Source organism: Pelovirga sp., assembly GCF_059864205.1.
In genome coordinates, this window is the sequence record NZ_JCBCBS010000160.1 from 1 (window position 1) to 26,690 (window position 26,690).

Here is a 26,690-nt window from a genome sequence, read left to right on the forward strand (position 1 = left end):
TGAAACTTGCTCAACATCATGGTGTAACTCCTTTTGTAAAAGTGTGAATGAGTGCCGGACCCCATGCCGGCTTGTTCGTTTTATGCTTACTCACGCTCAAGCAAGCTGAGTGCCAACAACCGGAAGAAAAGATAAATTTAGAAAACAAAGGTGGTTAAAAATGCGGCCTTGATTAATTAAGAGTCTCTACCTTGCTGGATCTACAGGATTTTATTTTTAAATAACCGGTGAAAAAAAATTGTGTTTATGACGATAAATAGATCCATTGGAACGCATATAGGCTTTGAATGATGACCTCGCGACAAAAGATAAGTGAAATTTCATGATGAAGGGTCAATTTTTGTCAGTGGGAGGTCACAAAAATTGTTAGTGGGTAAACTCACGAACGATTATCGGGCAGACACACAGGTCTGCCCCTACAACGGCATTTTTTATTTCGGTTCTGATTTTACAGGTGCCCATAAGGTGACACCCTTGAGAACCAACAGCCGTCATTAAAAACCGTAGGGGCAGACCTGCGTGTCTGCCCTGATTTCATTACGGACAGGGAGACATGAACCTCGCGCCCCCCTCTCGCTAACGCTCGCCTGGCGGTGCGCGAACCGCCGTTGGTGATTTAAAATTCCGGCAGAACTGAGCCCACCGGCTTGAGACAGGTTAGCAAACTGGAACGCAAGCAAAAAAAGACAACACCATTGACACAAGTGTAATCATTTGGTTACTTTGCGGGTGATAGGATGTTCAAGTACGACAACGTAAAAAGCCCTAACTTTCTGCAATCATTGAAGTTTATGAGTTGGTATTATTTTCCAGGCGAAAGCCTGTCGGCAACGGTGTGGGCACAACCAACGCATCAAATCAACATAATTAAGTGACATTTCATGATGGAGTGTCAATCATTGTCAGGTGGGGTGACAAAAATTGGTACAAGGGCAGAATGTAGAATATTGAATACAGAATTCAGGGGAAAGGCAAAAAACCTTTAACGGAGAGGCGCGAGAGTTGGAGAGGCGGAGAGAGTAGCAATGTGGCAACCTGGATTCTGCTCCCCCTTGGAGATCTTTGTGTCTTGGTGGCATTTTTTGATCATAGGTTTAAATCAGCCACCAAGGCTCCAAGTACACCAAGAAATGCTTGGAATAAAGGTATAAATTCAATGTTGTTCTCTGCGCCTCTCCGTTAAAGCCTTTGACCGCGTCATCTTTGCTGTTGACTTTACCGTGTCGAAAAGATTTTTGTCTTTAAGGGTGTTTTGTCAGATTTTGATCGCGGCTAAATCGCCAGTAAAAAAAATTGGTTCATTCGTAAAAAAGTTGAAACGCTATAACAGGCTGTATTCTGCCTGATAAAGAAGTGCATCAGGTTTAACCAATCTGGTAGGGTTTTGTTTGCCGACAAAAACCAATCCGGAAGGAGAAACCCGATGCAGAAAAAGACTATCACGAAACTGCTCGATTTGCCCAATTTTGAGGTGGTCAAAGTGCTTGATCATAACACTGACAGCCTTCATTTCTATGTCGACTTAATCGACCCTGTCGGGCCGGTTTGTTCCGCTTGCGGTGACGTGCACCACACGCCTGTCCACAGTGTCGGCTGGGTCCGTGTGGAAGACCTGCCACTGTGCGGCAAGCGAACTTTTCTCTATGTGCCCAAACGCAAGGTCCGCTGCCCTGTTGACGGCAAAATCCGCGTTGAGCAGTTTGAACAGTTGCGCGGTCGTTTCACTCGCCGTTTTGCCGAGCAGGTCTATCGCCTGACCTCCATCACCACCAACGCCGAAGCGGGCTGGTTCTTGAATCTCGACGATGAAGTTGTCTACCGCATCGACCGCAGCATGCTGGAAGAACTGGCACGGGAGAAGTTGTCTCCGGTGCCTGCTCCCACCCACATCAGCGTTGACGAGGTCGCCTGGCAAAAATGGCACAAGTACGTCACCAACGTCATCGACATCGAGCAGCGCAAGGTGATCTGGAACCATGACGGCCGTGGCAAACAGACCATGGACACCTTTTTCGCTGACTTGGGCGAGGAACAATCAGCCAACATCGAGGCGGCAGCCTGTGACGGGGCCAGGGGCTATCTGTCCTCGATCAAGCAGCATGCAAAGAACGCCCTGATTGTTCTCGACCACTTCCACGTCAAAAGTTACCTCAATGATGCTGTCGACACTGTCCGCAAGGAAGAACTCCGCAAGGCCAGGCAGGATAAGAATCCCGACCTGGCGGAGATACTGCATTGCCGCAAACGCTTCATCCTGATGCAGGGCAAGCCCTCAAAGCGGCAGCGAACTGTTCTTGATCAACTCGCTGAACTGAACGACACCGTCTACCGTTCCATGTTGCTCAAAGAACAGTTCCTCGAAGTTTACCGCGCCGGATGCCGCAAGACGGCCCAGGCTGGTCTCAGGCAGTGGATCCGTGAAGCCTTCGCTTCCAGAATACCGGCCTTTGTTGATCTGGCACTGAAGTTTTTCCGCAAGCGGCACTACATCCTGAACTACTTCCAGATGCGGATAACGTCAGCCATCTCCGAAGGTATCAACAATAAAATCAAGCGGCTGAAGAGGATGGCCTACGGCTACAAGGATGTGGTCTATTTCCTCCTCAAAATTCATCAACACTGCGGACTGCTGAGTCCGAGACTTTCAACTTAAATGCGAAAGAACCAAAAAATTTGGAATCGAAGCTTTACCGATCAACCCAGTAATCTGGAAGTCGGTGCTGATGGGCTATCGCAAGAATGATCAGACTGCTACCTTCGACAGAAAAAAGCACCTTGTAAGGAAAAGCGCGAACAAACGCCTTACGAACTGAACCCCTAATCGCAGGAAAGGAATCAGGAAACTCCAAAATACGGGCAATAGCAGCACGTACTTCTTGTTTGAAACGAACACCTAGACCAGGATGTTGTAACTCGTAGTAGGCAACAGAATCATCAAGTTCGCTTCCGGCATGAAAAGTAAAGTGAACCCTCATGCGCCGAACAGTTCCTCCATGGATATTGTCTTCATTTTACCTGCACGATAGGCCACAAGACGCCGCTGGGCTTCTTCAAGCCAGATATCATCAATTGTCGGATCAGGGCGATCAACACTCTCAAGCAGTAGATCAACCAGAACCAATCGGTCTTGGGGTTTTAGTTGCAGTGCATTTTCTAAAACTTTTTGAGTGCCCATAAAAACTCCTCTGTATCTCAACGTTAGAAATTAATCTTATCAGACTTTCGTCTAAAGGGCATCAGCGTTCATATAAGGACAGGGGGACAGGCACCTCGCGGAGCCAGTCCCCTGACTGTTCTAACGCAGAGGCGCAAGAGATGGAGAGATGCCAGAGGAAAATCTTCAGACTTTTGTCACGGTAAAATCTTTAAACCACACACGGTAGGGTCAACACCTAAGGTCGGGGACTGGGGACGTCCTGAGTCTTTTTGTCGGCGTTGAAATCATCAAAATGATAATCTTTTGTGTAGTCATTGATGAGGTGGATACAGTCGAGGGCGGCGGCGATATAAACTGCCTTGTTCTTCATAATTGAACCGCTTCTTTGAGAATATCTTCACGCAAAAGGGGATTGAGTGCACGGGTGCTAACGACATCGACTTTACGCTGCAATTTATCCGATAGATCCTGAATCAAGGCGACCTGATCAAGCAATGAGGCTCCCGGTAGAAAATCAACCAGCATATCAATGTCACTAGCCTCGTTTTCATCGCCACGCGCAACAGACCCGAACAATCGGATATTCACCGCACGATGACGACCAGCGACCTGGATGATTTCTTCTCGCTGTTGGTGGATTTTTTCACGTAAAGGAAACACTGGCAATCTCCTGGAATTTTATAACAAGCCCTCTTGCTTCAATTCATCAATCAACTGCTGATGTGAAATAGTTGGTTCATCACGCCGCTCTGCAACGGCAGCAAGATCCTCGATATCCTCCATCAGTGCCTTAAAATCGACCATGGGCAAGATGACGGAAACCCGCTTACCGGATTCATCTGTTATGTACTGCGCCCGCAATGTACTCAGATCAATCATAGTTTGACCTCCCTATTCTTATTCATTAGACCGGCAAAAGCAGCTTTGGTCTAAATCCGTACTCGTTCATCAGGCACTCAGCAGCATTGCTTCTTATTTAATCTCTCAAGCCAGGAATTATCATATCAGATTTTCATTCATGCGGCACCAGCGGTCACGCCTCCCCGCCTCTCCTCCTCAGTACCTCTCCAGTGTCCACACGGGGGTCGGTGTTTAATTGTTGAATGAAGGTAACTGTTCAGCACCGGATCAGGGATCCGATGTCAAGGGACGCGATTGTTTCTCGTTGGGTCATCCATGACCGCTTGTTGTCGCCGTCCATGGCGACAAAAACCCTTACCACAGGAGCCAAAGACCCTGCGCAAGGATAGTGCTGAATAGTTACGTTAATTCTTTGTTTCAATGATCCCCGATACCCAGTTTATCCAGCCGATAACGGATCTGGCGGAAGCTGATGCCGAGCAGCTCAGCGGCCCTGGTGCGAACACCGGCGGCCTGTTTGAGGGCGGCAAGGAGAATCTGCCGTTCCTGTTCTTCGAGCCAGTTTTCCATATGGAATCCGGCGGGGATCTCGCGCAGGTCAGCGGGTAATGACAAGGTTTTTTGGTGCAATTGCGGCGGCAGACAATCGACCGTAAGCAATGTCTGATCCCCCAGCACCAGACAACGTTCGACCAGGTTTTCGAGTTCGCGCACATTACCCGGCCAGTCGTAATTGAGCAGCTGCTCCAGAGCCTGTTTGTCGATCTGATAGTTGTCGTTGCGGCCGGTTTTCCGGCGGTAGAAATTCTGGATCAGCAAAGGGATATCGCTGCGCCGTTCACGCAGGGGTGGCAGTTCGATGGTCACGACGTTGAGACGGTAGTAGAGGTCTTCGCGAAAGGTCCCTTGCGCAATATTGGCCGCCAGATCCTGATTGGTGGCGGCGATCAGACGGATATCCAGCGGGATCGTGCTGGTGCCACCGACGCGGCGGAATTCGCGCTCTTGCAATACGCGCAGCAGTTTGACCTGCATCCCCATGGGCAGTTCGCCAATTTCATCGAGAAACAGGGAGCCCAAATGAGCGGTTTCAAACAGCCCCTGCTTTTTTTTGTCGGCACCGGTGAAGGCGCCGCGTTCGTGACCAAAGAGTTCACTCTCGAGCAGGTTCTCAGGGATTGCCCCGCAGTTAATCGGTACAAAAGGGTGTTTTTTGCGTTCACTGCCCAGATGCAACGCCTGGGCGACCAGTTCTTTGCCGGTACCGCTCTCGCCGGTGATCAGCACGTTGGCACGACTCGGGGCAATGCGTTCAAGCAGGGTGATCAGTTCTTTCATGGCGACACTGTCGCCAACCAGATTTTTAAACGAAAAGCGCTCACCCAGCTGTTGTTTCAGTTGACGATTTTCGCGCTGCAGTTGCCGCCGCTCCAGGGCCTTCTTGACCACCAGACGGATTTCATCGTTTTTAAAGGGTTTGGTGATGTAGTCGTAGGCACCAAGTTTCATCGCCTCAACCGCTTCTTCGGTAGAGGAAAACGCGGTGATCATGATGGTGGTGGTTTCGTCATCCTGTTCACGTAACCGGCGCAGCAAATCGATACCGGACAGACGGGGCATGCGGATATCACTGACGATCAGGTCGTAGCTATTGCCGGCAATTTTTTCCAGGGCAGCCTCGCCGTTTTGTGCCGCATCAATCTGGTAGCCTTCACGTTGGAGCAACACGCCAAGCATTTCGCGCAGACTTTGTTCATCATCAACGATCAGAATTCTTACACCATGACTACTCATGTTCACCTCCGGCAGCCTGCGGCAAGCTCATGATAAACTTCTCCCCTCCGAGGGCGGACTGCTCAGCACGAATGGTGCCACCATGGGCTTCAACTATTGAGTAAACGGTTGACAGACCTAACCCGGTTCCCCGCTCCTTGGTAGAAAAAAAAGGCTCAAAGATGCGCTCCCTGTGCTCTTCAGCGATACCGGGACCAGTGTCCTCGACGATCAACAGACAGTTATTTTCAGCTCTGACGGTGATCAACAATCGTCCCTGACCTGCCATGGCTTCTGCGGCGTTGATGGCAAGATCCCACAATACCTGCCATATTTGACCACGATCAAGAAAAGCTACGCAGGGGTGCGATACCTCGGTTTGTATATTGATGTCAGCAAAACGCTGGTCACGCAATAACAGCTGGTGCAACTCATCGAGCAGTATTGACATATCCAAAGCGGTCCTGAACGGCTTTGGAGGACGAGCATAGAGCAGAAATTCGGTTAACAGATGATTTAACCGTTCTGTCTCTTTTACCGTAATATCCAGCAAGCGCTGGTCTTCGTCATTTAATTGATTGTTTTCGCACAGCAACTGGACAGAACCACTGATCGAGGCCAGCGGATTACGAATCTCGTGGGCCAGCCCCGCAGAAAGCCTGCCGATGGCGGCCAGACGATCGGCCCGTTTGAGTTGGGTTTCTATCTTTTTGAATTGGGTCAGATCCTGAAACGTCACCAGGGTTCCCAGGTCTTCACCACGCTTGTTCCGTACCGCAGCGGTGGTATAACCCAAAGAAAGAGTTTCTCCCGAAGGATGGATATAGTTTGCCTCTGCGCGAAACGCCGGACCTTTTCCTGAAGCAATGCTGTTGCTGATTTCAGGTACAAAATCTGCCGCCGGATAATCATATACCCGTTGCAGGGACAGGCCGGTTATTTCACTGGCTGCCTGATTGAATGAGCGGATACGCCCTTGCGGGTTGATCAACATAACGCCACTGCTGATATGGGACAGAATCGTCTTGCTGATCTCCTCTAGTTCGATGTAATCGATATTTTTACGCTGATAACGTTCTTCACTGCGCCGCCAGCGCTCAGCCAGGGTTCCGCTCAAAATAGCAGTCAGAAAAAAAGCGACCAGATGAACAAACAGGGAGTTTAAATAAACCGCATCGGCAACATTTTTTTCACCCGTCAACGGACCAAGCAGGTCGTAAAACTGCAGCAGCAGAATACCACCGAACATGATCGCCGAACAGGCTGCCGCGAGAATTGTCAGCCGTCGTGATAACAGGAAACTGGCGGAAATAATCACCAGCAGGTAGAAAAAAGAGAACAGACTCTCAACCACACCGGTCAGCAGGATCAGAGCCGACACAAAGAGCAGATCCCAAACAATCTGAACCTGGGTGATAAAAGCGTCCGTTCTGATACGTGGAAGCAGGAAAGCGGTGATCAGAGCTTGTGCGTAGGAAGCTCCCACCAGAAAAAACAGCGGGGTGACGGAATAGGCGAGGTTGCCGTGAAAATAAAAGAATGCGGCACCGCCAAGCACCAGCGTGATCACCGCAGTCCGGCAGACCAGATACCAGACCAGACTGCGGTGTTCTGAACGTGTCAATTGCTTGTCGCTAGGTTCACCCGCTGACATGTACCGCTAAACGTTCCCGGCCATCTGGAAAATCGGCAGGTACATGGCGATAACCAGACCACCAACGGTGGTACCGAGAAACAGCATCAGTAGTGGTTCCATCATTGCGGTCAGGTTGTTGACGGCGTCATCCACCTCATCATCATAAAAATCAGCAATTTTACTGAGCATCGTATCCAACGCCCCGGCCTGCTCTCCGACTTCGATCATCTGGCAGACCATTGGCGGGAAAACACCTGATTCCTTGAGGGGTTCGGCGATGGTTCTGCCCTCACTGATACTGATGCGCACCTGTTTGATGGCATCTTCGACGGTGCGGTTACCGGCGGTTTTGGCAACGATATCCAGACCATCTAGAATCGGCACGCCACTGGAGATCATCGTCGACATGGTGCGGGCAAACTTGGCCACAGCAACCTTGCGGATCAACATTCCGAAAACCGGCAGCTTCAGCGCCCAGCGGTCGAAAGCCCGGCGCCCCTTGTCGGTGGCGTAGATCTTTTTAATAATAAAGATGGCTAAAAAGAGCAGCACCAGAATAATGATAAAGTAATTCTGGATCAGGTTGCTCAGGTTGATAACTATCTGGGTTGGTGCCGGCAAGGCACCGCCGAAATCGGCAAAGATTTTTTCAAAGGCCGGAATAACAAAAATGAGGATAACAGCAATAACCACCACGGCAATACCGACGATGGTGGTCGGATAGGTCATGGCGCTCTTGACCTTTTTCTTCAACTTCAGGGCTTTTTCAATATAGACCGCCAGACGGTTGAGGATGGTATCAAGGATGCCGCCAACTTCACCGGCAGCAACCAGATTGACATAAAGCTCATTAAACGCTTTGGGGTGCTTGCGCAGGGCGTCGGCAAAAGTGGAGCCGGATTCAACATCTGCCTTCACTTTGAGCAGCACATCCTTGAAGGTTTTGTTGGGCTGTTGATTGGAAAGGATGTCCAGACACTGCACCAGCGGCAATCCCGCATCAATCATTGTCGCGAACTGACGAGTGAAGACAACAATGTCTTTAGTGGTAATCTTGGGCTGGAGAAAGCCGATATTGATTTCAGCATTGAGACCACCGGCACCCTTGACCTTGGTGACCTGAATCCCCTGGCGTCGCAGACTGGCCGTCACGGCCCCTTCACTGGCGGCTTCCATGGTTCCTTTTTGTGTTTTTCCGTCTTTTGACCGGCCTGTCCAGGTGAACTTCGGCATGGCCCTCCCCTTTCACAAGTAGCTTTTACAACGATCTGTTACATCTTTCGATCGGGATTGATGGTTCGTTTACGACTTAACACCGACTGTGGATTGGCAAACATCTGGCGCAATTCGTCCTGGTCATGAGAACGGGTCAGGGCATCATCCTCAGTAATCTGACGACTGTGGGCCAGCAGGAACAAAGACTGGTTCATGGTCTGCATGGCAAACTTGTCCTGACCAATCTGCATCTGCGAATAAATCTGGTGGATTTTATCTTCGCGAATCAGGTTGCGAATCGCCGCATTGGGGACCATCACCTCCAGCGACATACAGCGCCCCTGGCCACCGGCCTTAGGCAACAGAGCCTGTGACAAGACACCTTCGAGGACAAAGGATAACTGGGTACGCACCTGGGATTGCTGATTGGTTGGGAAGACGTCGATAATCCGGTTCATGGTCTGCACGCAGGAATTGGTATGCAGAGTGGCAAAACACAAATGGCCGGTTTCGGCGATGGTCAAGGCCGCCTCGATGGTTTCAATGTCACGCAATTCTCCGAGGAGAACGACGTCGGGATCCTGCCGCAGGATATATTTAAGGGCTTTTTTAAACGAACTGGTATCGGCACCCACCTCGCGTTGGTTCACCAGGCACTTTTTGTGCGCGTGGATATATTCGATAGGGTCTTCAATAGTGATGATATGTTCACTACGCTCGGAATTGATGGCATCAATAATCGCCGCCAGGGTGGTGGTTTTACCGCTGCCGGTCGGGCCGGTTACCAGTATCAAGCCCCGCGGTTTTCTTGACAGGCTCTTGACCACCGATGGCAGGCCGAGATCGTCAAAGCTTTTGATCTCGAAGGGAATAGCGCGAAAAGCCCCCGCCACTGCCCCGCGCTGGACAAAGATATTACCACGGAAGCGCGACAACCCCTTGACCCCGAACGACAAATCAAGTTCGTTTTCTTCTTCAAAGCGGCGTTTCTGGGCGTCGGTCAAGACACTGTAACAGAGCTGTTTGGTATCAGCTGCGGTCATTTTCGGCGCTTCGATGGGCCGCATTTTACCATCAATACGGATCTGCGGCGCAGATCCGGTCGACAGATGCAGGTCAGAAGCCCCCTGCTCAATCATGGTTTTCAGTAACTGGTGCATGTTCGCCATACAAGTAACCCCCGTGAGTAATCGACCCCGCCACAAACAGCGGGGCAGTGGAATACAGAATTCAGAATACAGAATTCAGAAGAAAATCCAGGACATCATTTTATCTGCACTATTCTATATTCTATATTCTATATTCCGCATACCGCATTCCGCCCCTAATCATCGGCTATCGTCGTCCGCAATACCTCTTCTAATGTCGTTACCCCTTCCGCCATCTTGGTGAGTGCTGCCTGGCGCATGGTTTTAACTCCGAGACGCATCGACTCTGCTTTAATTTCGGCGGTATTGGCACCGGCCAGAATGGCCTCGCGAATCGGTTCAAACATCGGCATGACCTGATAGAAACCAACCCGCCCGCGATAGCCGGTATCATTGCATTCAGAACAGCCACGCCCTTTGTAAACAGTGATCTTGCGCGCTTCATTCTCGGACAGGCCAGCAGTGGTCAGTGCTTCGAGGGGGTGCGTGACCGGTTCTTTGCAGGTCGCACAAATTCTCCGGCCAAGACGTTGGGCAGAGATCAGATTGACGGCCGAAGCCACCAGGAAGGGTTCAATCCCCATATTCAGCAGACGATTAACGGTACTTGGCGCATCGTTGGTATGCAGGGTTGACAAAACCAGGTGACCGGTAAGGGCCGCTTTGACACCTATTTCAGCGGTCTCAAAGTCACGAATCTCACCAATCATGATGATGTCCGGATCCTGGCGCAAAAAGGCGCGTAGTGCGGCGGCAAAGTTGAGGCCGATCTCCTCGTGCATCTGCACCTGATTGATCCCGGCAAAGTTAAATTCGACCGGATCCTCGGCGGTAGAAATATTTTCACTGACCTTGTTTAATTCGGACAGGGCTGAATAGAGAGAGACGGTTTTACCACTACCGGTCGGCCCGGTAACCAGCACCATGCCAAAAGGTTTATGGATTTCGTGTTTGAACCATTTCAACGCCTGTTCTTCATAGCCGAGCTTGGTCATGTCGAGCTGCAGATTGCTTTTATCGAGCAGACGCAGAACGACTTTTTCGCCAAACAGGGTCGGCAGACAGTTGACGCGATAATCCATCTCCTCCCCGCGGCCCAGCTTGATTTTAATGCGCCCATCCTGCGGCAGTCGGCGTTCGGCGATATCCAGGTTGGCCATGATTTTCAAACGTGAAGTAATGGCGTTTTTCAGCTTGCGCGGCGGCTTCATCACTTCGTAAAGCACGCCATCGATCCGGTAGCGCACACGAAACATATGCTCGTAGGGCTCAATATGAATATCGGACGCCTTCTTTTTGATGGCGTCAGTAAGAATCAGGTTGACCAGCTTGACAACCGGCGCGTCCTCACTGGCTTTTTCCAGCTCATTGATATTCTCCAGTTCGTCATCACCCACCAACTCCAGATCAATATCATCGAATTCACCCAGGGCATCGGCCATGGTGGCTGACTGATCATAATAATGATCAATGGCCTCCTTGACGGCTGCCTCGGATGCAACAACGACCTCAACATTATAGCCGGTCATGAATTTGATATCGTCGATGGCAAAAATATTGGATGGGTCAGACATGGCGACAATCAAGGTTGAACCGGCCCGATTGATCGGTATCAGCTGATATTTCTGGGCAACCTCGGCGGGGACCAGTTTGACAACGGCAGGATCAATGTCAAATTCTTTCAAATCGATGGAAGGAACACCGTAGTGTTTGGAAAGAAAGGTCGCAAGATCGTGCTCCTGAATATAGCCCAGCTTGATAAGGGCTGCCCCCAGTCGTATCCCTTGTTTTTTCTGCTCAGAAATAGCTTTTACCAGTTGATCATCGGAAATCATCTGGTTCCTGATCAGCAACTCACCCAGCCGGCTGACACTCATATGCCGTTATCCCTTTCCCATTTAATCCAGATATTCATTTAATTTCTGACGCATAAAACCGTCAGGCAGGCTCTCCCCGGTCCAGATATTGAATGCATCCTCACCCTGGGCTGCAAGCAGACTCAAACCATCAATACTTGCCAGCCCGCGCGATCGAGCTGCCTGAACCAGCGCCGTGCCAGTTTTGGAATATATCATATCAAATATTAAAGCGCTACCTTTAATGTTCTCCAATGTAAGAAAATTCAAGTTTTCCCCATGCAAGCCGACAGAGGTGGTATTCACCAGGAGATCCGCAACTGAAACAGCCTGTAAAAATTCTGTTGATTGGTAAGAAACAGCCACCAACTGTGGTTGTGTTGCATCGCTCTGAAAGGATTCAATCAGGTTAACGGCACGCTGAAGATTGCGATTTGCAACGATTATGCGCTGCACCCCGGCCGCCAGCAGCGCCTGAACAGCAGCCCGGCAGGCGCCACCGGCACCCAACAGCAACACCTGTTTGCCTGGTGGCGAAAAGCCGAGATCCTGATGGGCAGAGCGGATAAAACCGCTGCTGTCGGTATTATAACCGATCAATCTGCCATTGCTGTTGATCACCGTGTTGACCGCGCCAATCTGTCGGGCTGCCGGGTCGACATGATCCAGTAAAGGGATAATCGCTTCTTTGTGCGGGATGGTGACATTGATGCCTTTGATGTTAAGAGCTTTTAACGCGACAACGGCAGCGGACAGCCCATCAGCGGTCACATGAAAAGGGACATAGGTGGCATCGATGGCACAGTGCACAAAAGCAGCGTTATGCATCAGCGGCGATAATGAGTGCGCAACCGGATCACCAAAAACACCATAAACAGCCGTTTTACCCGTCACCACCTGTATCACCCGTCAACTCCCTTACCACCTTCTTGTGGTGCCAGATATTCCTGATATTGTACGACCTGGACGCGTTGCAGTATCTGTCGCGCCCTGAGGACATCGGCGGCGATGGCCGCAGACAACTCACTGACATCAGCAAAGGTGCGCTCTTCGCGCAGTCGTTCGATAAAATAGACCCTTAATTTTTCGCCGTAAATTGTGCCGCTGTAGTCGAGCAGATGAACTTCGATAGCGATATCATGGCAACCAAAGGTCGGACGATAACCGATATTAGCCACCCCGCCATATTCCAGGTCACCATGTCGCACCTTGACAACATAGACCCCGGGTGCCGGGATCAATTCTTTTTCAGTGCTTAAATTTGCCGTTGGAAACCCCAATTCACGCCCGCGCGCAAAGCCACTGACGACCTCGCCAAACAGATTGTAGTGACGTCCCAGTAGCGGCACAACATCCGCCACCAGACCTGCGGCAACAAGCTGACGGATGCGGGTTGAGCTGTAAGGGTGGCCATTGGCGCTGACCGGCTGCAGGATATCTACAGCGACACCTCTAGCCTGGCAAAATTCGTGCAGAAATTCGGGCGTGCCGCGTCGTCCCCGGCCAAAGGCATAGTCATAACCGACAACCAGCTTTTGAGCCGCCAACCGGCCTAGCAGAATCTTTTCGACAAATTCCTCCGGTGATTGCTGGGCAAAGGATCGGTCAAAGGGTATTTCAACCAGCCAATCAACATGCGAGGCGGCAATCAGACGACGGCGTTCATCTCTGGTATTAAGCAGTAACGGCGCGTGGTCAGGAGCGAGGACCTTGAGGGGATGGGGATAAAAGGTACAGACCACGGACTGCAGGTGATCGCTACGGGCGCTATCAACCAATCGACGAAACAGGGCGCGATGGCCTAAATGAACGCCATCAAAATTACCCAGGGTAACCACACTTGGGGAAAAGTCGGCGGGTATATCAGCCAGTGATTCAATAATATTCACAGTGCAAGAGACCCTTAAGAATTTACAATAACAACCCTTTGAATAGTAGCGATAGATTAGAGCCGGAGACAAGGTTTAAATACGTGCCATGGATAAAAAAAGCAGGGCGAACCGTTATCGATCCGCCCTGCACGTTACTTCATTTTTTTAAGCACTTTTTAGTCCATGGAACTGGGAATCATCGACTTCACGTATTCACGGTTGAGTTTGGCAATAAACTTGACGCTGATCCCTTTTGGACAGGCCGCCTCACACTCATAGTGGTTGGTGCAGTTGCCGAAACCTTCGGACAAGATGGCTTCGGTCATTGCCTTGACCCGGCGCTTTGCTTCCGGTTTACCTTGCGGCAGTACCGCAAGTTGAGCCACTTTTGCGCTGGTGAACAGCATTGCTGAACTGTTCGGACAGGCTGCTACACAGGCACCACAGCCGATGCACTCGGCAGCATCCATGGCATAGTCAGCCACCGGCTTGCCGACCAGCAGCGCATTACCGTCGGCAACCCCGCCGGTATGACATGAGGTGTAACCTCCAGCCTGCATGACCACGTCAAGAGCCGTACGATCAACGATCAGGTCCTTGAGGATCGGGAACGCTCTGGCACGCCAGGGCTCAATAAAAATTTCGTCACCATCATTAAACTGGCGCATGTGCAATTGACAAACAGTCGTCAATTCTTGCTGACCGTGGGGACGGCCATTAATCACTTGTGAACACATGCCGCAGATTCCTTCGCGACAATCATGGTCAAAGGCGATGGGATCTTTTCCGGTCTTGATCAGATCATCATTCACCTCATCCAGCATTTCGAGGAACGATTGATCGGGGCTGATATTGTCAGCTTTATAGGTCTCCAGTTTGCCACTATCTTCCGGCCCCTGCTGGCGCCATACATGCAATGTAAGTTTCATTATTTATAGCTCCTTACGGCAAGCTTGACGTTATCGAATTTCAGCGGTTCCTTGTGCAACTCGGGAGCCTTGCCGGCGCCTTTGAACTCCCAGGCAGCAACATAGCTGAAATCTTCATCGTTACGCATCGCTTCACCATCGTCGGTCTGATGTTCGACACGGAAGTGACCACCACAGGACTCTTCGCGATTCAATGCATCGGTAGCCAGCATTTCAGCAAATTCGATAAAATCAGCTAAACGCCAGGCATTCTCTAGTTGCTGATTAAGCTCCATAGCATTACCGGTGACATTGACGTTGTTCCAGAACTCTTCACGGATTTCCGGAATACGCTTGAGAGCATGATTGAGGCTGGCGTCGCTACGAGCCATACCAACGTCTTCCCACATAACGCTACCAAGCTCGCGATGCAGTTCACCGACAGTTTTCTTGCCTTTAATCGACAACATCTTGTCAAGTTCACTTCTAACGTCTTCAGCAGACTTCTTGAATTCAGGATGGTCATTTTTGACCTTGCCCGGCTCGATCGATGCCAGATAGGGGGTGATGGTGTAAGGTATGACGAAATAACCGTCGGCCAAACCCTGCATCAGAGCGGAAGCACCGAGGCGATTGGCACCATGCACCGAAAAGTTGGCCTCACCCAGGACGAACAGACCGGGGATGTTGCTCATGCACTGGTAATCGACCCAGAGGCCGCCCATGGCATAGTGAGGTGCAGGGTAAATGCGCATCGGCCGTTCGTAACCGTTTTCATCGGTAATCTTTTCATACATGTCAAAAAGGTTGCCGTAACGCTCAGCGATAGTTTTCTGACCAAGTCGATTGATGGAGTCAGCAAAGTCGAGATAGACTCCCCGTTTGCTCTCACCGACACCGCGACCGTCATCGCACTGTTCCTTGGCCGCACGCGAGGAAATATCGCGGGGAGCCAGGTTGCCGAAGGACGGATACTTACGTTCCAAATAGTAATCACGAGCAGCTTCGGGCACTTCGCTGGGATGCTTGGCGCAATCTTCGGCTTTTTTGGGCACCCAGACGCGACCATCATTGCGCAGGGACTCAGACATCAGAGTCAGTTTAGACTGTTTGTCACCATGCTGAGGAATGCAGGTCGGGTGAATTTGGGTATAGCAGGGATTGGCCATGAAGGCACCCTTCTTCACAGCTTTCCAGGCAGCGGTAACACTGCAGCCCATAGCGTTGGTCGACAGATAAAAAACATTAACATAGCCACCGGTCGCAAGGATGACAGCATCACCCCAGTAGGACTCAATTTCACCGGTCACCAGGTTACGGCAGGTGATCCCTTTGGCAACACCGTCAACGACAACCAGATCAAGCATTTCACGACGCGCAAACATTTTGACCGAGCCGTTTTTGATCTGCCGGGACAGGGCCGAATAGGCACCCAGCAGCAGCTGCTGACCGGTCTGGCCACGGGCAAAGAAGGTCCGCGAAACCTGAGCACCGCCGAAGGAGCGGTTATCGAGGTATCCGGCATAGTCACGGGCAAAGGGAACCCCTTGGGCGACACACTGATCGATAATGTTGTTGGAGACCTGTGCCAGACGCCAGACGTCAGCTTCGCGGGCGCGGAAGTCACCACCCTTTACGGTATCGTAGAACAGGCGGTAAATACTGTCACCGTCGTTGGGATAGTTCTTGGCAGCATTGATACCACCTTGGGCAGCAATACTGTGAGCGCGACGCGGGCTGTCCTGATAGCAGAAGGCTTCCACATTGTAGCCGAGTTCGCCCAGAGATGCCGCAGCAGCACCACCAGCGAGGCCGGTACCGACGACCAGAACCTTGTATTTACGTTTGTTGGAAGGGTTCACCAGCTTCATGTCAAAGCGGTGTTTGTCCCAGGATGTTTCAATCGGACCTGTAGGTGCTTTTCCATCTAATATCACAATAAGCCCCCTAATTCACAATGCGAGCGAGGATTAACAAAGGGATAGCGATATACGCCAGCCCATATACGATAGCCAGTATCTTGCCGATAGAGATGACCTTGTCCTGGCTCGGCCCGGTACTCCAGCCGAGGGTCTGAACCCAGCTTGAAATCCCGTGCGCCAGATGCAACAGCAGCGCGACCATGGCAAGAATGTAAATCAGGGAAATAAAGACCTTCTGAAAACTGAAGACCATCATCGAATAAACATCCAGACGCGATGCTGCGTCCAGTGGCAGATTCACAGCAGAGATGCTCGGATTGGTCACCTGAATGGTAAAGTGAAGCAGATGATAGAGCAGGAACAGGAGAATAATCAGCCCGGTGAAAATCATGGTCTTGGCAGAAAAACTGGTGACCAGGTTTTTTTCGATAGCGTAGGGCTCAGGAGTGGCCGCTTTGTTCTCCATGTAGAGCTGGATGCCGAAGGTGATATGGATCGCAAACAGAGCGAGCATACCCAGACGGAACAACCAGACCAGCGGACCCAGGTCTTGCAGAGCTTTGGCGTAGGCATTGATGCTGTCGGGGCCTGCAAAGACCGACAGGTTGCCTATCAGATGAACTGTGACGAACGCGAGCAGCAGCAGCCCGGTCACAGCCATCAGAATTTTTCTTCCAACAGTGCTTGTCAATAGATTCATAATGAACGTCCCTCGAAGAGTGTGAATGATGGCCAATGAAGGGATAAATTCCCAAATTCAATCAGCGATATCAGCTTAACGACCCGGTCCAGCTCTCCTCTCCTCCTGAAACCGAGATTTGCAACTCTGGCCTGGTGGCCCACGCCACGTATTCAGCCTCCTGGTCATAGTCGACATCCTTTTTTAAAAGTCAGACTGACAATACCAAAGCAGTTATCATTGGCCCAGCGATTATGTGATAATCAAATAGTATACTGTATACTAAACATTGTTATAAATTTAAACAAAAAAATCGGTCCGCAGATAAATTCCAGTGCTCATTCAGAGCCTTTCCGTTTCTTTACGTGATGCCTGCAAGGTCAGGATCTTCTGCAGACCCAGCTGTAAAATATCATGTTTTTCGGTGGCCGCGGCAAGCTTCGCGCGATCTTTATCGAGAACCTGCGGCGGGGCGTTGCGGACAAATTTTTCATTGCTTAATTTACGGCTGAAAAAATCAACATCCTTGTAAACCTTGTCGATCTCCTTACGCAGGCGCGATTCCTCTTCTGCCAGATCGATCAGACCGGTCAGGGGAATCATCACTTCGACATCGCCGGCAACCTGGGTTGCGACATCCTCAGGGCGCAGGGTACCTATGCCGACGGTCAATTCAGCGACCCGGGCCAGACTGATGATCGCCACCTCACCGCTGTTTACGGCTGCCATTGTTGCTTCATTTTTGCAGTCAAGCAATACCCTGATCCGCTGCCCCGGCGGCAGATCAAGCTCGCCCCGCACATTACGGATGGCACGCACGATATCCATGACCACTTCCATATCGGCGACTGCGGCCTGATCGGTAACAAATCCGCTCCCTGACGGATAGGCTGCCTGCATGATCGATACAGCAGGGCGTTGTCCCGGCAGCGTCTGCCATATCTCCTCTGTTACAAAAGGGAGAATCGGATGCAGCAGGCGCAGCAGACCCTCAAGGACGGTATAGAGAACGACCTGGGTTTGCAGACGCCCTTGCGGGTCGTCACCATAGAGGGGTTGCTTGCTCAACTCCAGATACCAGTCACAGAATTCGTGCCAGGTAAAGGCGTAAATGATACTCGCCGCATCATTGAATTTATATTCCGACAACGCCTGATTCATCTGCCGTGTCGTTATATCGTAGCGATGCAGAATCCACTGTTCTGCAGGGGGGAGCGTCACGGCGTCAAGATCGATGGCTGCCGGGTCAAAATCTTCCAGGTTCAGCAGGGCAAAACGACTGGCGTTCCAGAGTTTGTTGACAAAGTGACGATAGCCGCCTATGCGCTCCGTCGACAGCCTGATGTCGCGCCCCATAGCGGCAAAGGCGCAGAGGGTGAAACGGAAAGCATCGGCACCATATTCATCAACAACGGTCAACGGATCGATGACGTTCCCTTTGCTCTTGCTCATTTTCTGCCCCTGGGCATCGCGCACCAGAGCATGAATGTAAACCTCCTTGAAGGGGACCTGATCCATAAAGCGCAGACCCATCATCATCATCCGCGCCACCCAGAAAAAGAGGATATCAAAACCGGTCACCAGGCAGCTGGTCGGATAGAATTTGCGCAGGGTCGCTGTCTGCTGAGGCCAGCCCATAGTCGAAAACGGCCACAGGGCAGAGGAAAACCAGGTATCAAGAACATCGGTTTCCTGGCGGATCTTTTGACTGCCGCAATGTTCACAGCAGGTGATATCGGTCATGGCAACGCTGATTTCATCACAGCTGTCACAGAACCAGGCCGGGATCCGATGCCCCCACCAGATCTGGCGACTGATACACCAATCCTGAATATTGTTCATCCACTCGTAATAGGTTTTTTCCCACTGCAGCGGCAGGATTCTGGTGTCACCTGCTTTCACGGCAGCGATAGCCTGCTCCGCCAGCGGCTTGACAGCGACATACCATTGTTTGCTCATATAGGGTTCAATGGTGGCGCGACAGCGATAACATTCACCAACGGCGTGGGTGTGCTCTTCTACCTTTTCCAGTAATCCAAGGGCGTCCAGATCAGCAACGATCTGCTGACGTGCAGCAAGGGCGGTCATCCCTGCATAGGAGCCCCCCAGCTCGTTGATATTACCGGACTCATCAAGCACATTGATAAATTCCAGATGATGCCGCTTGCCAACAGCGAAATCGTTGAAATCGTGCGCCGGTGTCATTTTCACTGCACCGCTGCCAAAATCCTTGTCCGCGTAATCATCCGCGATGACCGGAATCTCCCGATTGACCAGTGGCAGCAGAATATTTTTACCGACCAGATCCTGATAACGTTCGTCCTCAGGGTGAACGGCGACAGCAGAATCACCGAGCATGGTTTCCGGCCGGGTTGTCGCAACCACGATGAAACGATCAGAACCAGCGACCGGATAACGCAGATGCCAGATATGGCTTTTTTTGTCCTCGTGTTCAACCTCAAGGTCTGATAAGGCGGTATGACAGCGAGGGCACCAGTTGATCAGACGGTTATCCCGGTAGATCAATCCATCCTGATAAAGACGAACAAAAACTTCGCGAACCGCAGCGGACAGCCCCTGGTCCATGGTAAAACGCTCGCGCTCCCAATCACAGGAGGCTCCGAGGCGCTTGAGCTGGTGAATAATCTGGCCGCCGGAGGCTTCACGCCACTGCCAGACCCGTTCCACAAAAGCGTCTCTCCCCAGTTCGTGACGATCCAGCCCTTCCGCTGTTAACTGCCTTTCAACGACATTCTGGGTGGCAATGCCGGCATGGTCGGTACCCGGCATCCACAGCACCTGGTAACCGCACATCCGCTTCCAACGACAGAGGATATCCTGCAGTGTGTTGTTCAGTGCGTGCCCCATGTGCAGGACACCGGTCACATTGGGGGGTGGAATAACGATAGAATAGGCGGGAAGGTCAGAATTTTCATCGGCGCGAAAATCCCCGCGGCGCTCCCAGATATCAAACCACTTCTGCTCAATCTGAGCCGGGTCGTAGGCTTTTGGCAAGTGCTCGTTCATTTTGTGCAAGTCCTTTGTTTCGCTGTATTTAAGAACATTTCTGATGGCCCCCGGCCGGTTTTGAGCAGAGACAATAAAGCGGGGAGTCCAGGGAAGTCAAGACTTCCGCAGATCCCCGCTGCAGGCTGTTGATCAAACGTCTTACGGCTTAAGGGGTCATTGATGGGTCAGTTGTTGTCTGTCTTGATCTTTTGTATCTCCTCACGGATCAGCGCTTCGGCAAGGTCAGGCACGACCTCCCAGACCATCTTCTCAAGCAGCTCCCCGGCAAGCCTTTCAATCATCGGACCGGCAACACGCTCGATGATCTGCTTGAGTTCCTCCTCGGACAAGGCGGACAACTGATCTTCAATCTGCCGACCTGGTGCAGCAGGAGTCGGAGTTTCGGAGTGCAAAGGCAGATCGCTGTCCTCTGCTTCAGCCTCCTGTGCTGAGGCTGCGACATAAGCGAATTCGGGTGTTGCCTCCTCTTCAGCAAAAGCAATGTCGGTGTTGACACTGCCCCCTTCGTCATCAACGAAGATAAAATCATGGTCCTGTGCATCGGCGGACTCAGCAACAGGAAGCTCCCGGCCATCAGCAAAGACAAATCCCGGGGTCTCCTCCTCCGCTGTCAGCTCTGCAGAAGCAGAAGCATCCTCATTGACACCAAAGACAAAATCCCTATCGTCTTCGTCGCCAGACAGAGACTTTGTCTCCTCATCCGCTTCATCATCAGGCCACAGTCCCCCCGCTGTTGTGGTAGCACTGTCAGCAGCAGCAAACTCATGGACAGGTTCGGTCTCTTCGGATCTGTGCTGCTCCGTAAGGGGCTCGTCCGCCAGGTCTGTTGATGCGACAATGTCATCCTCGGTCAGATCGAGGATTCCGTTATCCGCATCATCATCAAAATCTGCTTCGAAGCCATCCGCATCATCCTCATCGTGACCGACAAAGGTTTCCCTGTCTTCAATCAGATCCTCCTGGTCGAGCAGATCCTCTTCCATCAGCTCGACCAACTCATCTTCGTCGGCTTCCGAAGCCGGCTCTGCAGCACCAGGATTTTCAACTGACAGGATGTCATCCCAGGGGGAATCTGTCTCCGGCTCCACGTCCTCTTCCTCTTCATCGGCATCGGCATCGGTTGCCGCCAGCAGATCATGGGGCTTCAGATTTTCTTCTTCAAAGGAAACCGACCCCCAGATCTGATCGTCATCCTCAATGCTCAGTTCTTCTTCAACCGGAACCTCCGGCATCTCCTCAGTATCATCCACGGATCCATGGGCGGCAGCAACAGCGTCTTCCGGTTGATAGAGACTGTCTTCAAAGGTATCCTCAACAGGCTCAATCCGCAGCGGTTTGGTTGAAAGTAAAGCCTTAACCTTGTCAATCAAAGTCTTCGATTCAAAGGGCTTTACCAGCCATCCGTCCGCTCCGACCAGGGCCGCCTTTTGCTCGTCAAACACCTCAAAAGCGCCGGGCAGCAGCAGCACCGACGTTGCTGCAAGAGCCGGATGACTTTTTACCGCACGGCACAGTTCAAAACCATCCTTGCCCGGCATCGAAACATCAGCTATCACCAGCTCCGGCGTGTGAGCAATCGCCATCTCATACGCGGTGTTGCCATCGCCGGCGACCAACAGTTCGTAATCTTCGGCAGCGAAGATCATGCCGACAACTTTCCGGATGGTGATACTATCATCGGCCAACAACAGTTTCTTCTTCATTGAGTCTCCTCGTGCCCTCGGCAATTAAGCGCCCGACCTTTAGTAACGTCTGACTTCGCAGCAACTTACGGAATCTTGCAGATCACTGCTCAGTGCTGTGAATTATCGCTCCGATGTTGACAGAACCCCCTGTTATTCCTTGAAAATCTTTGCAAAACTAGCATGGAGACCGGCACCTGTCAAGCGGCCTGCCACGGTTTGGGAAGAAACAGCTGCCGGTACAATGCCAGGGCAAAGCGATCGGTCATCCCTGCAAGGAAATCTGCGACCGACACCTCCAGGGCATCCCCCTCATATCGGTGCCCCCCGTGCTGTAAAAAAACCTCTTCATTTTCAACAAAGTATCGAAACAACTGACGCAACAACGACGCCGCCTTGTCAAACTCAGCCTGAACCACAGGGGCACGATAGACATGCGCATACAACCAGCTTCTTAGGGCGCGAACAGCGGCATCCATTGCCGTTGACAGCTGAATGTACAAGGGGTCTGCTGCCATGGAGTTACAGATCAGATCACTCACCATACGATTGATCCGCACAGAGTGACGGATGCCAACAACGGCCGTGATTTCAGCCGGCACATCGGCCTCAGAAATAACCCCTCCACGGATGGCATCATCCAGATCATGGCTGACGTAGGCAATAATATCTGCCAGCCTGACGATCTGCCCCTCGAGGGTGCAGGCAAGCTGTTCCGCGGGAACAGTCAAGAGACCACCCTGCCCTTTTGAATGTTTAAGAATGCCATCACGGACTTCAAATGTCAGATTCAGCCCACTGCCATCTTTCTCAAGGATATCGACGACCCTAAGGCTCTGCCGGACATGGTGAAAGCCGCCGCCAACCAATTCATCAAGAACCTTCTCCCCCGCATGACCAAAGGGGGTGTGCCCGAGATCATGTGCCAGGGCAATCGCTTCGGTCAGGTCTTCATTAAGATGCAGCGCGCGTGCAACGGTCCGCGCTACCTGCGAAACCTCCAGTGTATGTGTGAGCCTGGTGCGGTAGTGATCCCCTTCCGGGGACAGGAAAACCTGGGTTTTATATTTGAGACGACGAAACGCCTTGCTGTGAAGAATCCGGTCGCGGTCGTGTTGAAAAACAGTTCGAATAGAACAAGATCTGGAAGGATACTGTCGTCCCTGACTTTTTGCACTGTAACAAGCCTGCTGCGAAAGGAAACGGAGCTCGCTTTCTTCTTGTGATTCCCTGATATTCATAAATCTCTTTCGGTCATGCACGACAAAGAATGATAATCACCAGACCCTGCAATATGAAAAAAACAAGTGACGAGTTAAAAAACGGATAGATTTCTTTTTTCTTCTTGATATTCTGCAGAAGAATGATTTAGTAAGATAACAATTTCACAGAAACAAAACACGCATGTTTCAGTAACACATAACGCCTGCTGACTCTAAACCAACGAAAGGGAAAAACACATTATGTCATCTATTATGAAAATGGCCGCTGATATTATTGCTGCTCATGCATCTACAACCCCGATGACAAAAGAAGAATTAATTGTCGAATTAACGGAACTACACGCAACACTGACAGCACTGGAAAAAGGAGAGGCTTTGGAAACAGAAGAATCATCCGATTCAGAACCTGCTATCAGTCTCAAAAAGGCGTTTGGTAAAGATACAATCTACTGCATGATCTGCGGCAAAGGGTTCAAAACCCTGTCTCGCCACCTGAAGACAAGCCACGACATGACCGCCGGCGAATACCGCAAAAAGTTCAACGTTCCACGCGGCCAGTCTCTGGCCGCAAAAAACTACTCGGAAAGCCGCCGCCAGATGGCCGTTGACCGCGGCCTGGCCGACAACCTCGCCAAAGCACGTGCACAGCGTAACAGCAAAAAATAAACAGCAGAGCTGCTCCCGTCGCCGGACAGTCAGGCCTGTTGTTGCTGATTGTCCTGTGACGGGGATCGAGCGAAGCCCCTACTCCAGAGCGAAGGAGTCCTCGGCAATCTGTCGTCCCTGCGCATCCAGCACAAGAATCTTCCATTGTCCTGCCCACTGCGGCAGAAAGCGCTTTGAGGAATAGGTTCGCCAGTCGGGCGACTGAACCGGCAAGCTGACCCGTGCCATTTCCTGATCCTCGAATATCCAGACATGGGTGATCTCGGTTGGCAGGCTGGCACCAACAACCCGGGTAAAAAAGTAAAGTTTCCCATAATCGGCCGGATAAGATCCGATGTGATCGACCGGCATCTGGTCTTTGATAGCGGTTGTGACCGCTTTATCCAAAATTTCAAGCTCAGCAGCCTGCGCACTCAGACTGATCCCCAGAACCACCACCAGCAATAACAGATTTTTAATCATAGCCATCCCTTTGACTGAAGTTTCCGGTCAATCCTCGCCTTCAGGGTCGCAACTCAGACAGAAAGCTTTTCCCCCTGTGGTTGATCATACCAAAGTTTTCCGCCACTGTTGCACCAAGATCCGAAAAACTGGCGCGCACCCCCAGATTAACCGCATGCTCAAGCCCTGGGGACACCACAAGCAATGGAACATATTCACGGCTATGATCGGTTCCCGGCGTTGTCGGATCGCAGCCGTGATCGGCTGTGATCACAACCAGGTCCTCCGCCTCAAGCGACTCAAACAGCTGTGGCAGCCAGGCATCAAAATCCTTCAGCGCGCGGGCGAAGCCGGTTGGGTCACGGCGATGTCCGTAACCCATATCAAAGTCGACCAGGTTGGTCATAATCAGCCCCCTGTCAACCTCGGTCAGAGCCTGTAGCGTTTGCGCCATCCCCATCCGGTTATCATCTGTTGTCACGCTGCGGTCCAGCCCCTGACCGGCAAAGAGGTCCTCAATTTTTCCGATGCCGCAGGTGATAACCCCCCGTTGCTGCAACTGTTCCAACAGGGTCGGCTGCGGTGGTCGCCGCGGAAAATCATGCCGCCCTGAGGTTCGATAAAACGACTGGGCACTGTCACCGGCAAAGGGTCGCGCAATCACCCGGCAGATATTGTAGGGCGTCAATATCTCGAAGACAGCACGGCACAGAGCGTAGAGCTGATCGCACGACATAAGCCGTTGGTGGGCGGCTATCTGAAACACCGAATCGGTGCTGGTGTAAACAATGGGTCTACCGGTGCGCAGATGCTCCTCCCCCAGCTGGCGCAGAATATCGGTACCACTGGCAGCGATATTGCCCAGGGGTGCGATGCCTGCGACGGAGATAAAGGCATCGATAATTTCTGGTGGAAAACCTTGCGGATAGGTGGCAAAGCCTTTTTCAAGCAGGACGCCGGCGAGCTCCCAATGACCCGTCACCGAATCCTTGCCGGTGCTCTGTTCAGCCATCTTGCCCCAGCAGGCCATGGGGTTCTCAACCGCAGCAACCCCATCGATGGGAACAATACACCCCAAACCCAGATGCTCCAGATGGGGCAGATCAAGACCACCGACGGCCGTTGCCACATGTTGCAGGGTGGCGGCATCTGCATCACCATAGTCAGCAGCGTCGGGCAGCGCACCAACACCGACGCCATCAAGCACGATAACGATAATCCGCTTGAACATAATCTTCAAACGCCCAACTGCGTCTGCCACTGTCGCATCATCTGTACCCCCGCGCTGGTTCCAATTCTGGTGGCCCCAGCCTCAAGCATTTCTAGACAAGTCTCCAGACTGCGGATTCCCCCTGCCGCCTTCACTCCGATACGCCCATTCACCACAGCAGCCAGCAGCGCGACATCCTCAACCACAGCGCCGGTAGGGCCAAAGCCGGTGGAGGTCTTGACAAAAGCAGCGCCGGCGTTGACGACTGTCGCGGCTGCCATGCGCTTCTGATCATCGGTCAAAAAACAACATTCAATAATTACCTTGACCGGCACTTGCCTGGCAGCCAGCACCACCTGGGCGATTTCTTCATGGATCAGATCGAAGCGGCTCTCGAGGGTCTGGCCGATATTGACGACCATGTCAATTTCACCGGCACCGGCATTGATATAATCGACGGCTTCCTGCACCTTCTGGCGCAGTGTCGTATAGCCACAGGGGAAACCGACAACGGTTCCCACCAGGGTATCCGATCCGTAAAGTCTTTTGGCCGCGCTGGAAACATGACAGGGGGGGATGCAAACGGAAGCGAAACCATACTCCACGGCTTCTTCACAGAGGCAGGCAATCTGCTGTGTCGTTGTCGTTGGAGCAAGCAGGCTGTGGTCGATCATCCGGGCGAGGTTTTCCATCTTCATTCAACTGCGGTAGTCCGCATTGATCCTGACATATTCGTAATTCAGATCAGAGGTGTAATAACTGGCCTCCCCATGGCCAATGTGCAGATCCACAGTGACAGTAAAACTCTCTTTTTTAAGAACGTCACTGGCACGGGCTTCATCGGCGGTTCCCGTTGAGATGCCGTTTCTGACGAGGGTGACCTCATCAAAACTGATATCGATCCGCTCCGGATCCAGGTCGATTCCTGCATAGCCGGCAGCGGCGATAATCCGGCCCCAGTTGGCATCCTCCCCAAAAAATGCGGTCTTGACCAGGGACGAGGTCGCAACCGAGCGCGCTGCGATTCTTGCATCCTCAGCCGTTCGCGCCCCCTTCACCATAACCCTCACCAGCTTGGTGGCCCCCTCACCATCACGGACAATCATTTTTGCCAGATCGAGCAGCACCCGATTCAGATGCTGTTCAAAGATATCGGCCGCCTGACTACCGGCAATGATCTCTGAACCGCCGGCACCATTGGCCAGCAACAGGACCATATCATTGGTCGAAGTGTCTGCGTCGACGGTGATCGCGTTAAAGCTCTGCGCCACCGCACGCGTCAGCATCTGCTGAAGAACGCTGCTGTCGATCAGGGCATCTGTCATCACGAAGCAGAGCATGGTGGCCATGTCCGGATGGATCATCCCCGCGCCCTTGGCCAGACCAAGCAGGGAATAATTTTCTGCACCCTG

The 26,690-nt window shown here is 51.8% G+C and carries 23 protein-coding genes; 2 read left to right on the plus strand and 21 right to left on the minus strand.

From position 1 onward, the window contains the following. Positions 1-1,423: 1,423 nt before the first annotated feature. On the plus strand, positions 1,424-2,653 hold the full coding sequence (locus AC6F7T_RS10465) for an ISL3 family transposase (RefSeq protein ID WP_500718623.1): 1,230 nt from the start codon (positions 1,424-1,426) through the stop codon (positions 2,651-2,653). Between the two features lie 34 nt (positions 2,654-2,687). On the opposite strand, the gene AC6F7T_RS10470 is transcribed toward AC6F7T_RS10465, so the two are convergent. From AC6F7T_RS10470 to AC6F7T_RS10550, 17 genes are all read right to left on the minus strand, one after another. Beyond that, complete coding sequence (locus AC6F7T_RS10470) at positions 2,688-2,975, minus strand: type II toxin-antitoxin system RelE/ParE family toxin (protein ID WP_500718625.1); 288 nt, start codon at positions 2,973-2,975, stop codon at positions 2,688-2,690. Next, entirely contained in the window at positions 2,972-3,175 is a 204-nt protein-coding gene (locus tag AC6F7T_RS10475; RefSeq protein WP_500718627.1) for an addiction module protein, read from the minus strand. Before AC6F7T_RS10475 ends, AC6F7T_RS10470 begins: the two co-directional genes overlap by 4 nt. A 348-nt stretch (positions 3,176-3,523) precedes the next feature. Further along, on the minus strand, positions 3,524-3,817 hold the full coding sequence (locus AC6F7T_RS10480; protein ID WP_500718629.1) for a nucleotidyltransferase domain-containing protein: 294 nt from the start codon (positions 3,815-3,817) through the stop codon (positions 3,524-3,526). Between the two features lie 18 nt (positions 3,818-3,835). Then, a complete protein-coding gene (locus AC6F7T_RS10485) occupies positions 3,836-4,036 on the minus strand; it encodes a RelB antitoxin-like protein (protein WP_500718631.1) in 201 nt (66 codons plus the stop codon). 399 nt (positions 4,037-4,435) lie between these two features. Beyond that, on the minus strand, positions 4,436-5,812 hold the full coding sequence (locus tag AC6F7T_RS10490) for a sigma 54-interacting transcriptional regulator (RefSeq protein ID WP_500718632.1): 1,377 nt from the start codon (positions 5,810-5,812) through the stop codon (positions 4,436-4,438). Next, a complete protein-coding gene (locus AC6F7T_RS10495) occupies positions 5,805-7,445 on the minus strand; it encodes an ATP-binding protein (RefSeq protein ID WP_500718634.1) in 1,641 nt (546 codons plus the stop codon). The genes AC6F7T_RS10490 and AC6F7T_RS10495 overlap by 8 nt, the downstream gene beginning before the upstream one ends. Positions 7,446-7,451: 6 nt before the next feature. Next, a complete protein-coding gene (locus AC6F7T_RS10500) occupies positions 7,452-8,660 on the minus strand; it encodes a type II secretion system F family protein (protein ID WP_500718636.1) in 1,209 nt (402 codons plus the stop codon). Between the two features lie 38 nt (positions 8,661-8,698). Further along, positions 8,699-9,811, minus strand: a complete 1,113-nt coding sequence (locus tag AC6F7T_RS10505; protein WP_500718638.1) for a PilT/PilU family type 4a pilus ATPase — start codon at positions 9,809-9,811, stop codon at positions 8,699-8,701. 155 nt (positions 9,812-9,966) lie between these two features. Continuing rightward, positions 9,967-11,667 (minus strand): type IV-A pilus assembly ATPase PilB, encoded by a 1,701-nt coding sequence (pilB, locus tag AC6F7T_RS10510; protein WP_500718640.1) that lies wholly within the window; start codon positions 11,665-11,667, stop codon positions 9,967-9,969. 21 nt (positions 11,668-11,688) lie between these two features. Further along, positions 11,689-12,552, minus strand: coding sequence for a shikimate dehydrogenase (gene aroE, locus AC6F7T_RS10515; RefSeq protein WP_500718641.1), 864 nt, complete (start codon positions 12,550-12,552; stop codon positions 11,689-11,691). Then, on the minus strand, positions 12,549-13,535 hold the full coding sequence (locus tag AC6F7T_RS10520; protein ID WP_500718642.1) for a bifunctional riboflavin kinase/FAD synthetase: 987 nt from the start codon (positions 13,533-13,535) through the stop codon (positions 12,549-12,551). The genes aroE and AC6F7T_RS10520 overlap by 4 nt, the downstream gene beginning before the upstream one ends. 158 nt (positions 13,536-13,693) lie before the next feature. Next, positions 13,694-14,446 (minus strand): succinate dehydrogenase/fumarate reductase iron-sulfur subunit, encoded by a 753-nt coding sequence (locus AC6F7T_RS10525; protein ID WP_500718644.1) that lies wholly within the window; start codon positions 14,444-14,446, stop codon positions 13,694-13,696. After that, a complete protein-coding gene (locus tag AC6F7T_RS10530; protein WP_500718646.1) occupies positions 14,446-16,362 on the minus strand; it encodes a fumarate reductase/succinate dehydrogenase flavoprotein subunit in 1,917 nt (638 codons plus the stop codon). Before AC6F7T_RS10530 ends, AC6F7T_RS10525 begins: the two co-directional genes overlap by 1 nt. Before the next feature lie 10 nt (positions 16,363-16,372). After that, positions 16,373-17,047 carry a succinate dehydrogenase cytochrome b subunit gene (locus AC6F7T_RS10535; RefSeq protein ID WP_500718648.1) on the minus strand — a complete coding sequence of 225 codons (675 nt, stop codon included), beginning with the start codon at positions 17,045-17,047 and terminating at the stop codon, positions 16,373-16,375. Positions 17,048-17,368: 321 nt separating this feature from the next. Then, positions 17,369-20,053: a valine--tRNA ligase gene (locus tag AC6F7T_RS10540; RefSeq protein ID WP_500718650.1), complete on the minus strand. Its 2,685-nt coding sequence runs from the start codon at positions 20,051-20,053 to the stop codon at positions 17,369-17,371. 167 nt (positions 20,054-20,220) lie between these two features. Beyond that, complete coding sequence (locus tag AC6F7T_RS10545; RefSeq protein WP_500718651.1) at positions 20,221-21,759, minus strand: response regulator; 1,539 nt, start codon at positions 21,757-21,759, stop codon at positions 20,221-20,223. A gap of 179 nt (positions 21,760-21,938) precedes the next feature. Beyond that, a complete protein-coding gene (locus AC6F7T_RS10550) occupies positions 21,939-22,979 on the minus strand; it encodes a deoxyguanosinetriphosphate triphosphohydrolase (protein ID WP_500718653.1) in 1,041 nt (346 codons plus the stop codon). A 222-nt stretch (positions 22,980-23,201) separates the two neighbouring features. On the opposite strand from AC6F7T_RS10550, the gene AC6F7T_RS10555 reads away from it, so the two are divergent. Continuing rightward, positions 23,202-23,627 carry a MucR family transcriptional regulator gene (locus AC6F7T_RS10555; RefSeq protein WP_500718655.1) on the plus strand — a complete coding sequence of 142 codons (426 nt, stop codon included), beginning with the start codon at positions 23,202-23,204 and terminating at the stop codon, positions 23,625-23,627. 78 nt (positions 23,628-23,705) lie between these two features. Here AC6F7T_RS10555 and AC6F7T_RS10560 read toward each other — a convergent pair whose 3' ends face one another. The 4 genes from AC6F7T_RS10560 to argJ all read right to left on the minus strand — a co-directional run. Then, a complete protein-coding gene (locus AC6F7T_RS10560) occupies positions 23,706-24,089 on the minus strand; it encodes a DUF2914 domain-containing protein (protein WP_500718657.1) in 384 nt (127 codons plus the stop codon). Between the two features lie 40 nt (positions 24,090-24,129). Continuing rightward, positions 24,130-25,329 (minus strand): phosphopentomutase, encoded by a 1,200-nt coding sequence (locus tag AC6F7T_RS10565; protein WP_500718659.1) that lies wholly within the window; start codon positions 25,327-25,329, stop codon positions 24,130-24,132. Next, positions 25,305-25,976: a deoxyribose-phosphate aldolase gene (deoC, locus tag AC6F7T_RS10570; protein WP_500718661.1), complete on the minus strand. Its 672-nt coding sequence runs from the start codon at positions 25,974-25,976 to the stop codon at positions 25,305-25,307. The genes AC6F7T_RS10565 and deoC overlap by 25 nt, the downstream gene beginning before the upstream one ends. After that, positions 25,977-26,690 (minus strand): bifunctional ornithine acetyltransferase/N-acetylglutamate synthase (gene argJ / locus AC6F7T_RS10575; RefSeq protein WP_500718663.1); only part of this gene is annotated, 714 nt, incomplete at its 5' end.

Bases quoted from the DNA above. Each gene is read 5' to 3' on its own strand.
- AC6F7T_RS10465 (WP_500718623.1), top strand. From the start codon at position 1,424: ATGCAGAAAAAGACTATCACGAAACTGCTCGATTTGCCCAATTTTGAG.
- AC6F7T_RS10470 (WP_500718625.1), bottom strand. From the start codon at position 2,975: ATGAGGGTTCACTTTACTTTTCATGCCGGAAGCGAACTTGATGATTCT.
- AC6F7T_RS10475 (WP_500718627.1), bottom strand. From the start codon at position 3,175: ATGGGCACTCAAAAAGTTTTAGAAAATGCACTGCAACTAAAACCCCAA.
- AC6F7T_RS10485 (WP_500718631.1), bottom strand. From the start codon at position 4,036: ATGATTGATCTGAGTACATTGCGGGCGCAGTACATAACAGATGAATCC.
- AC6F7T_RS10490 (WP_500718632.1), bottom strand. From the start codon at position 5,812: ATGAGTAGTCATGGTGTAAGAATTCTGATCGTTGATGATGAACAAAGT.
- AC6F7T_RS10495 (WP_500718634.1), bottom strand. From the start codon at position 7,445: ATGTCAGCGGGTGAACCTAGCGACAAGCAATTGACACGTTCAGAACAC.
- AC6F7T_RS10500 (WP_500718636.1), bottom strand. From the start codon at position 8,660: ATGCCGAAGTTCACCTGGACAGGCCGGTCAAAAGACGGAAAAACACAA.
- AC6F7T_RS10505 (WP_500718638.1), bottom strand. From the start codon at position 9,811: ATGGCGAACATGCACCAGTTACTGAAAACCATGATTGAGCAGGGGGCT.
- pilB (WP_500718640.1), bottom strand. From the start codon at position 11,667: ATGAGTGTCAGCCGGCTGGGTGAGTTGCTGATCAGGAACCAGATGATT.
- AC6F7T_RS10525 (WP_500718644.1), bottom strand. From the start codon at position 14,446: ATGAAACTTACATTGCATGTATGGCGCCAGCAGGGGCCGGAAGATAGT.
- AC6F7T_RS10535 (WP_500718648.1), bottom strand. From the start codon at position 17,047: ATGAATCTATTGACAAGCACTGTTGGAAGAAAAATTCTGATGGCTGTG.
- AC6F7T_RS10540 (WP_500718650.1), bottom strand. From the start codon at position 20,053: ATGAACGAGCACTTGCCAAAAGCCTACGACCCGGCTCAGATTGAGCAG.
- AC6F7T_RS10545 (WP_500718651.1), bottom strand. From the start codon at position 21,759: ATGAAGAAGAAACTGTTGTTGGCCGATGATAGTATCACCATCCGGAAA.
- AC6F7T_RS10550 (WP_500718653.1), bottom strand. From the start codon at position 22,979: ATGAATATCAGGGAATCACAAGAAGAAAGCGAGCTCCGTTTCCTTTCG.
- AC6F7T_RS10555 (WP_500718655.1), top strand. From the start codon at position 23,202: ATGTCATCTATTATGAAAATGGCCGCTGATATTATTGCTGCTCATGCA.
- AC6F7T_RS10560 (WP_500718657.1), bottom strand. From the start codon at position 24,089: ATGATTAAAAATCTGTTATTGCTGGTGGTGGTTCTGGGGATCAGTCTG.
- deoC (WP_500718661.1), bottom strand. From the start codon at position 25,976: ATGAAGATGGAAAACCTCGCCCGGATGATCGACCACAGCCTGCTTGCT.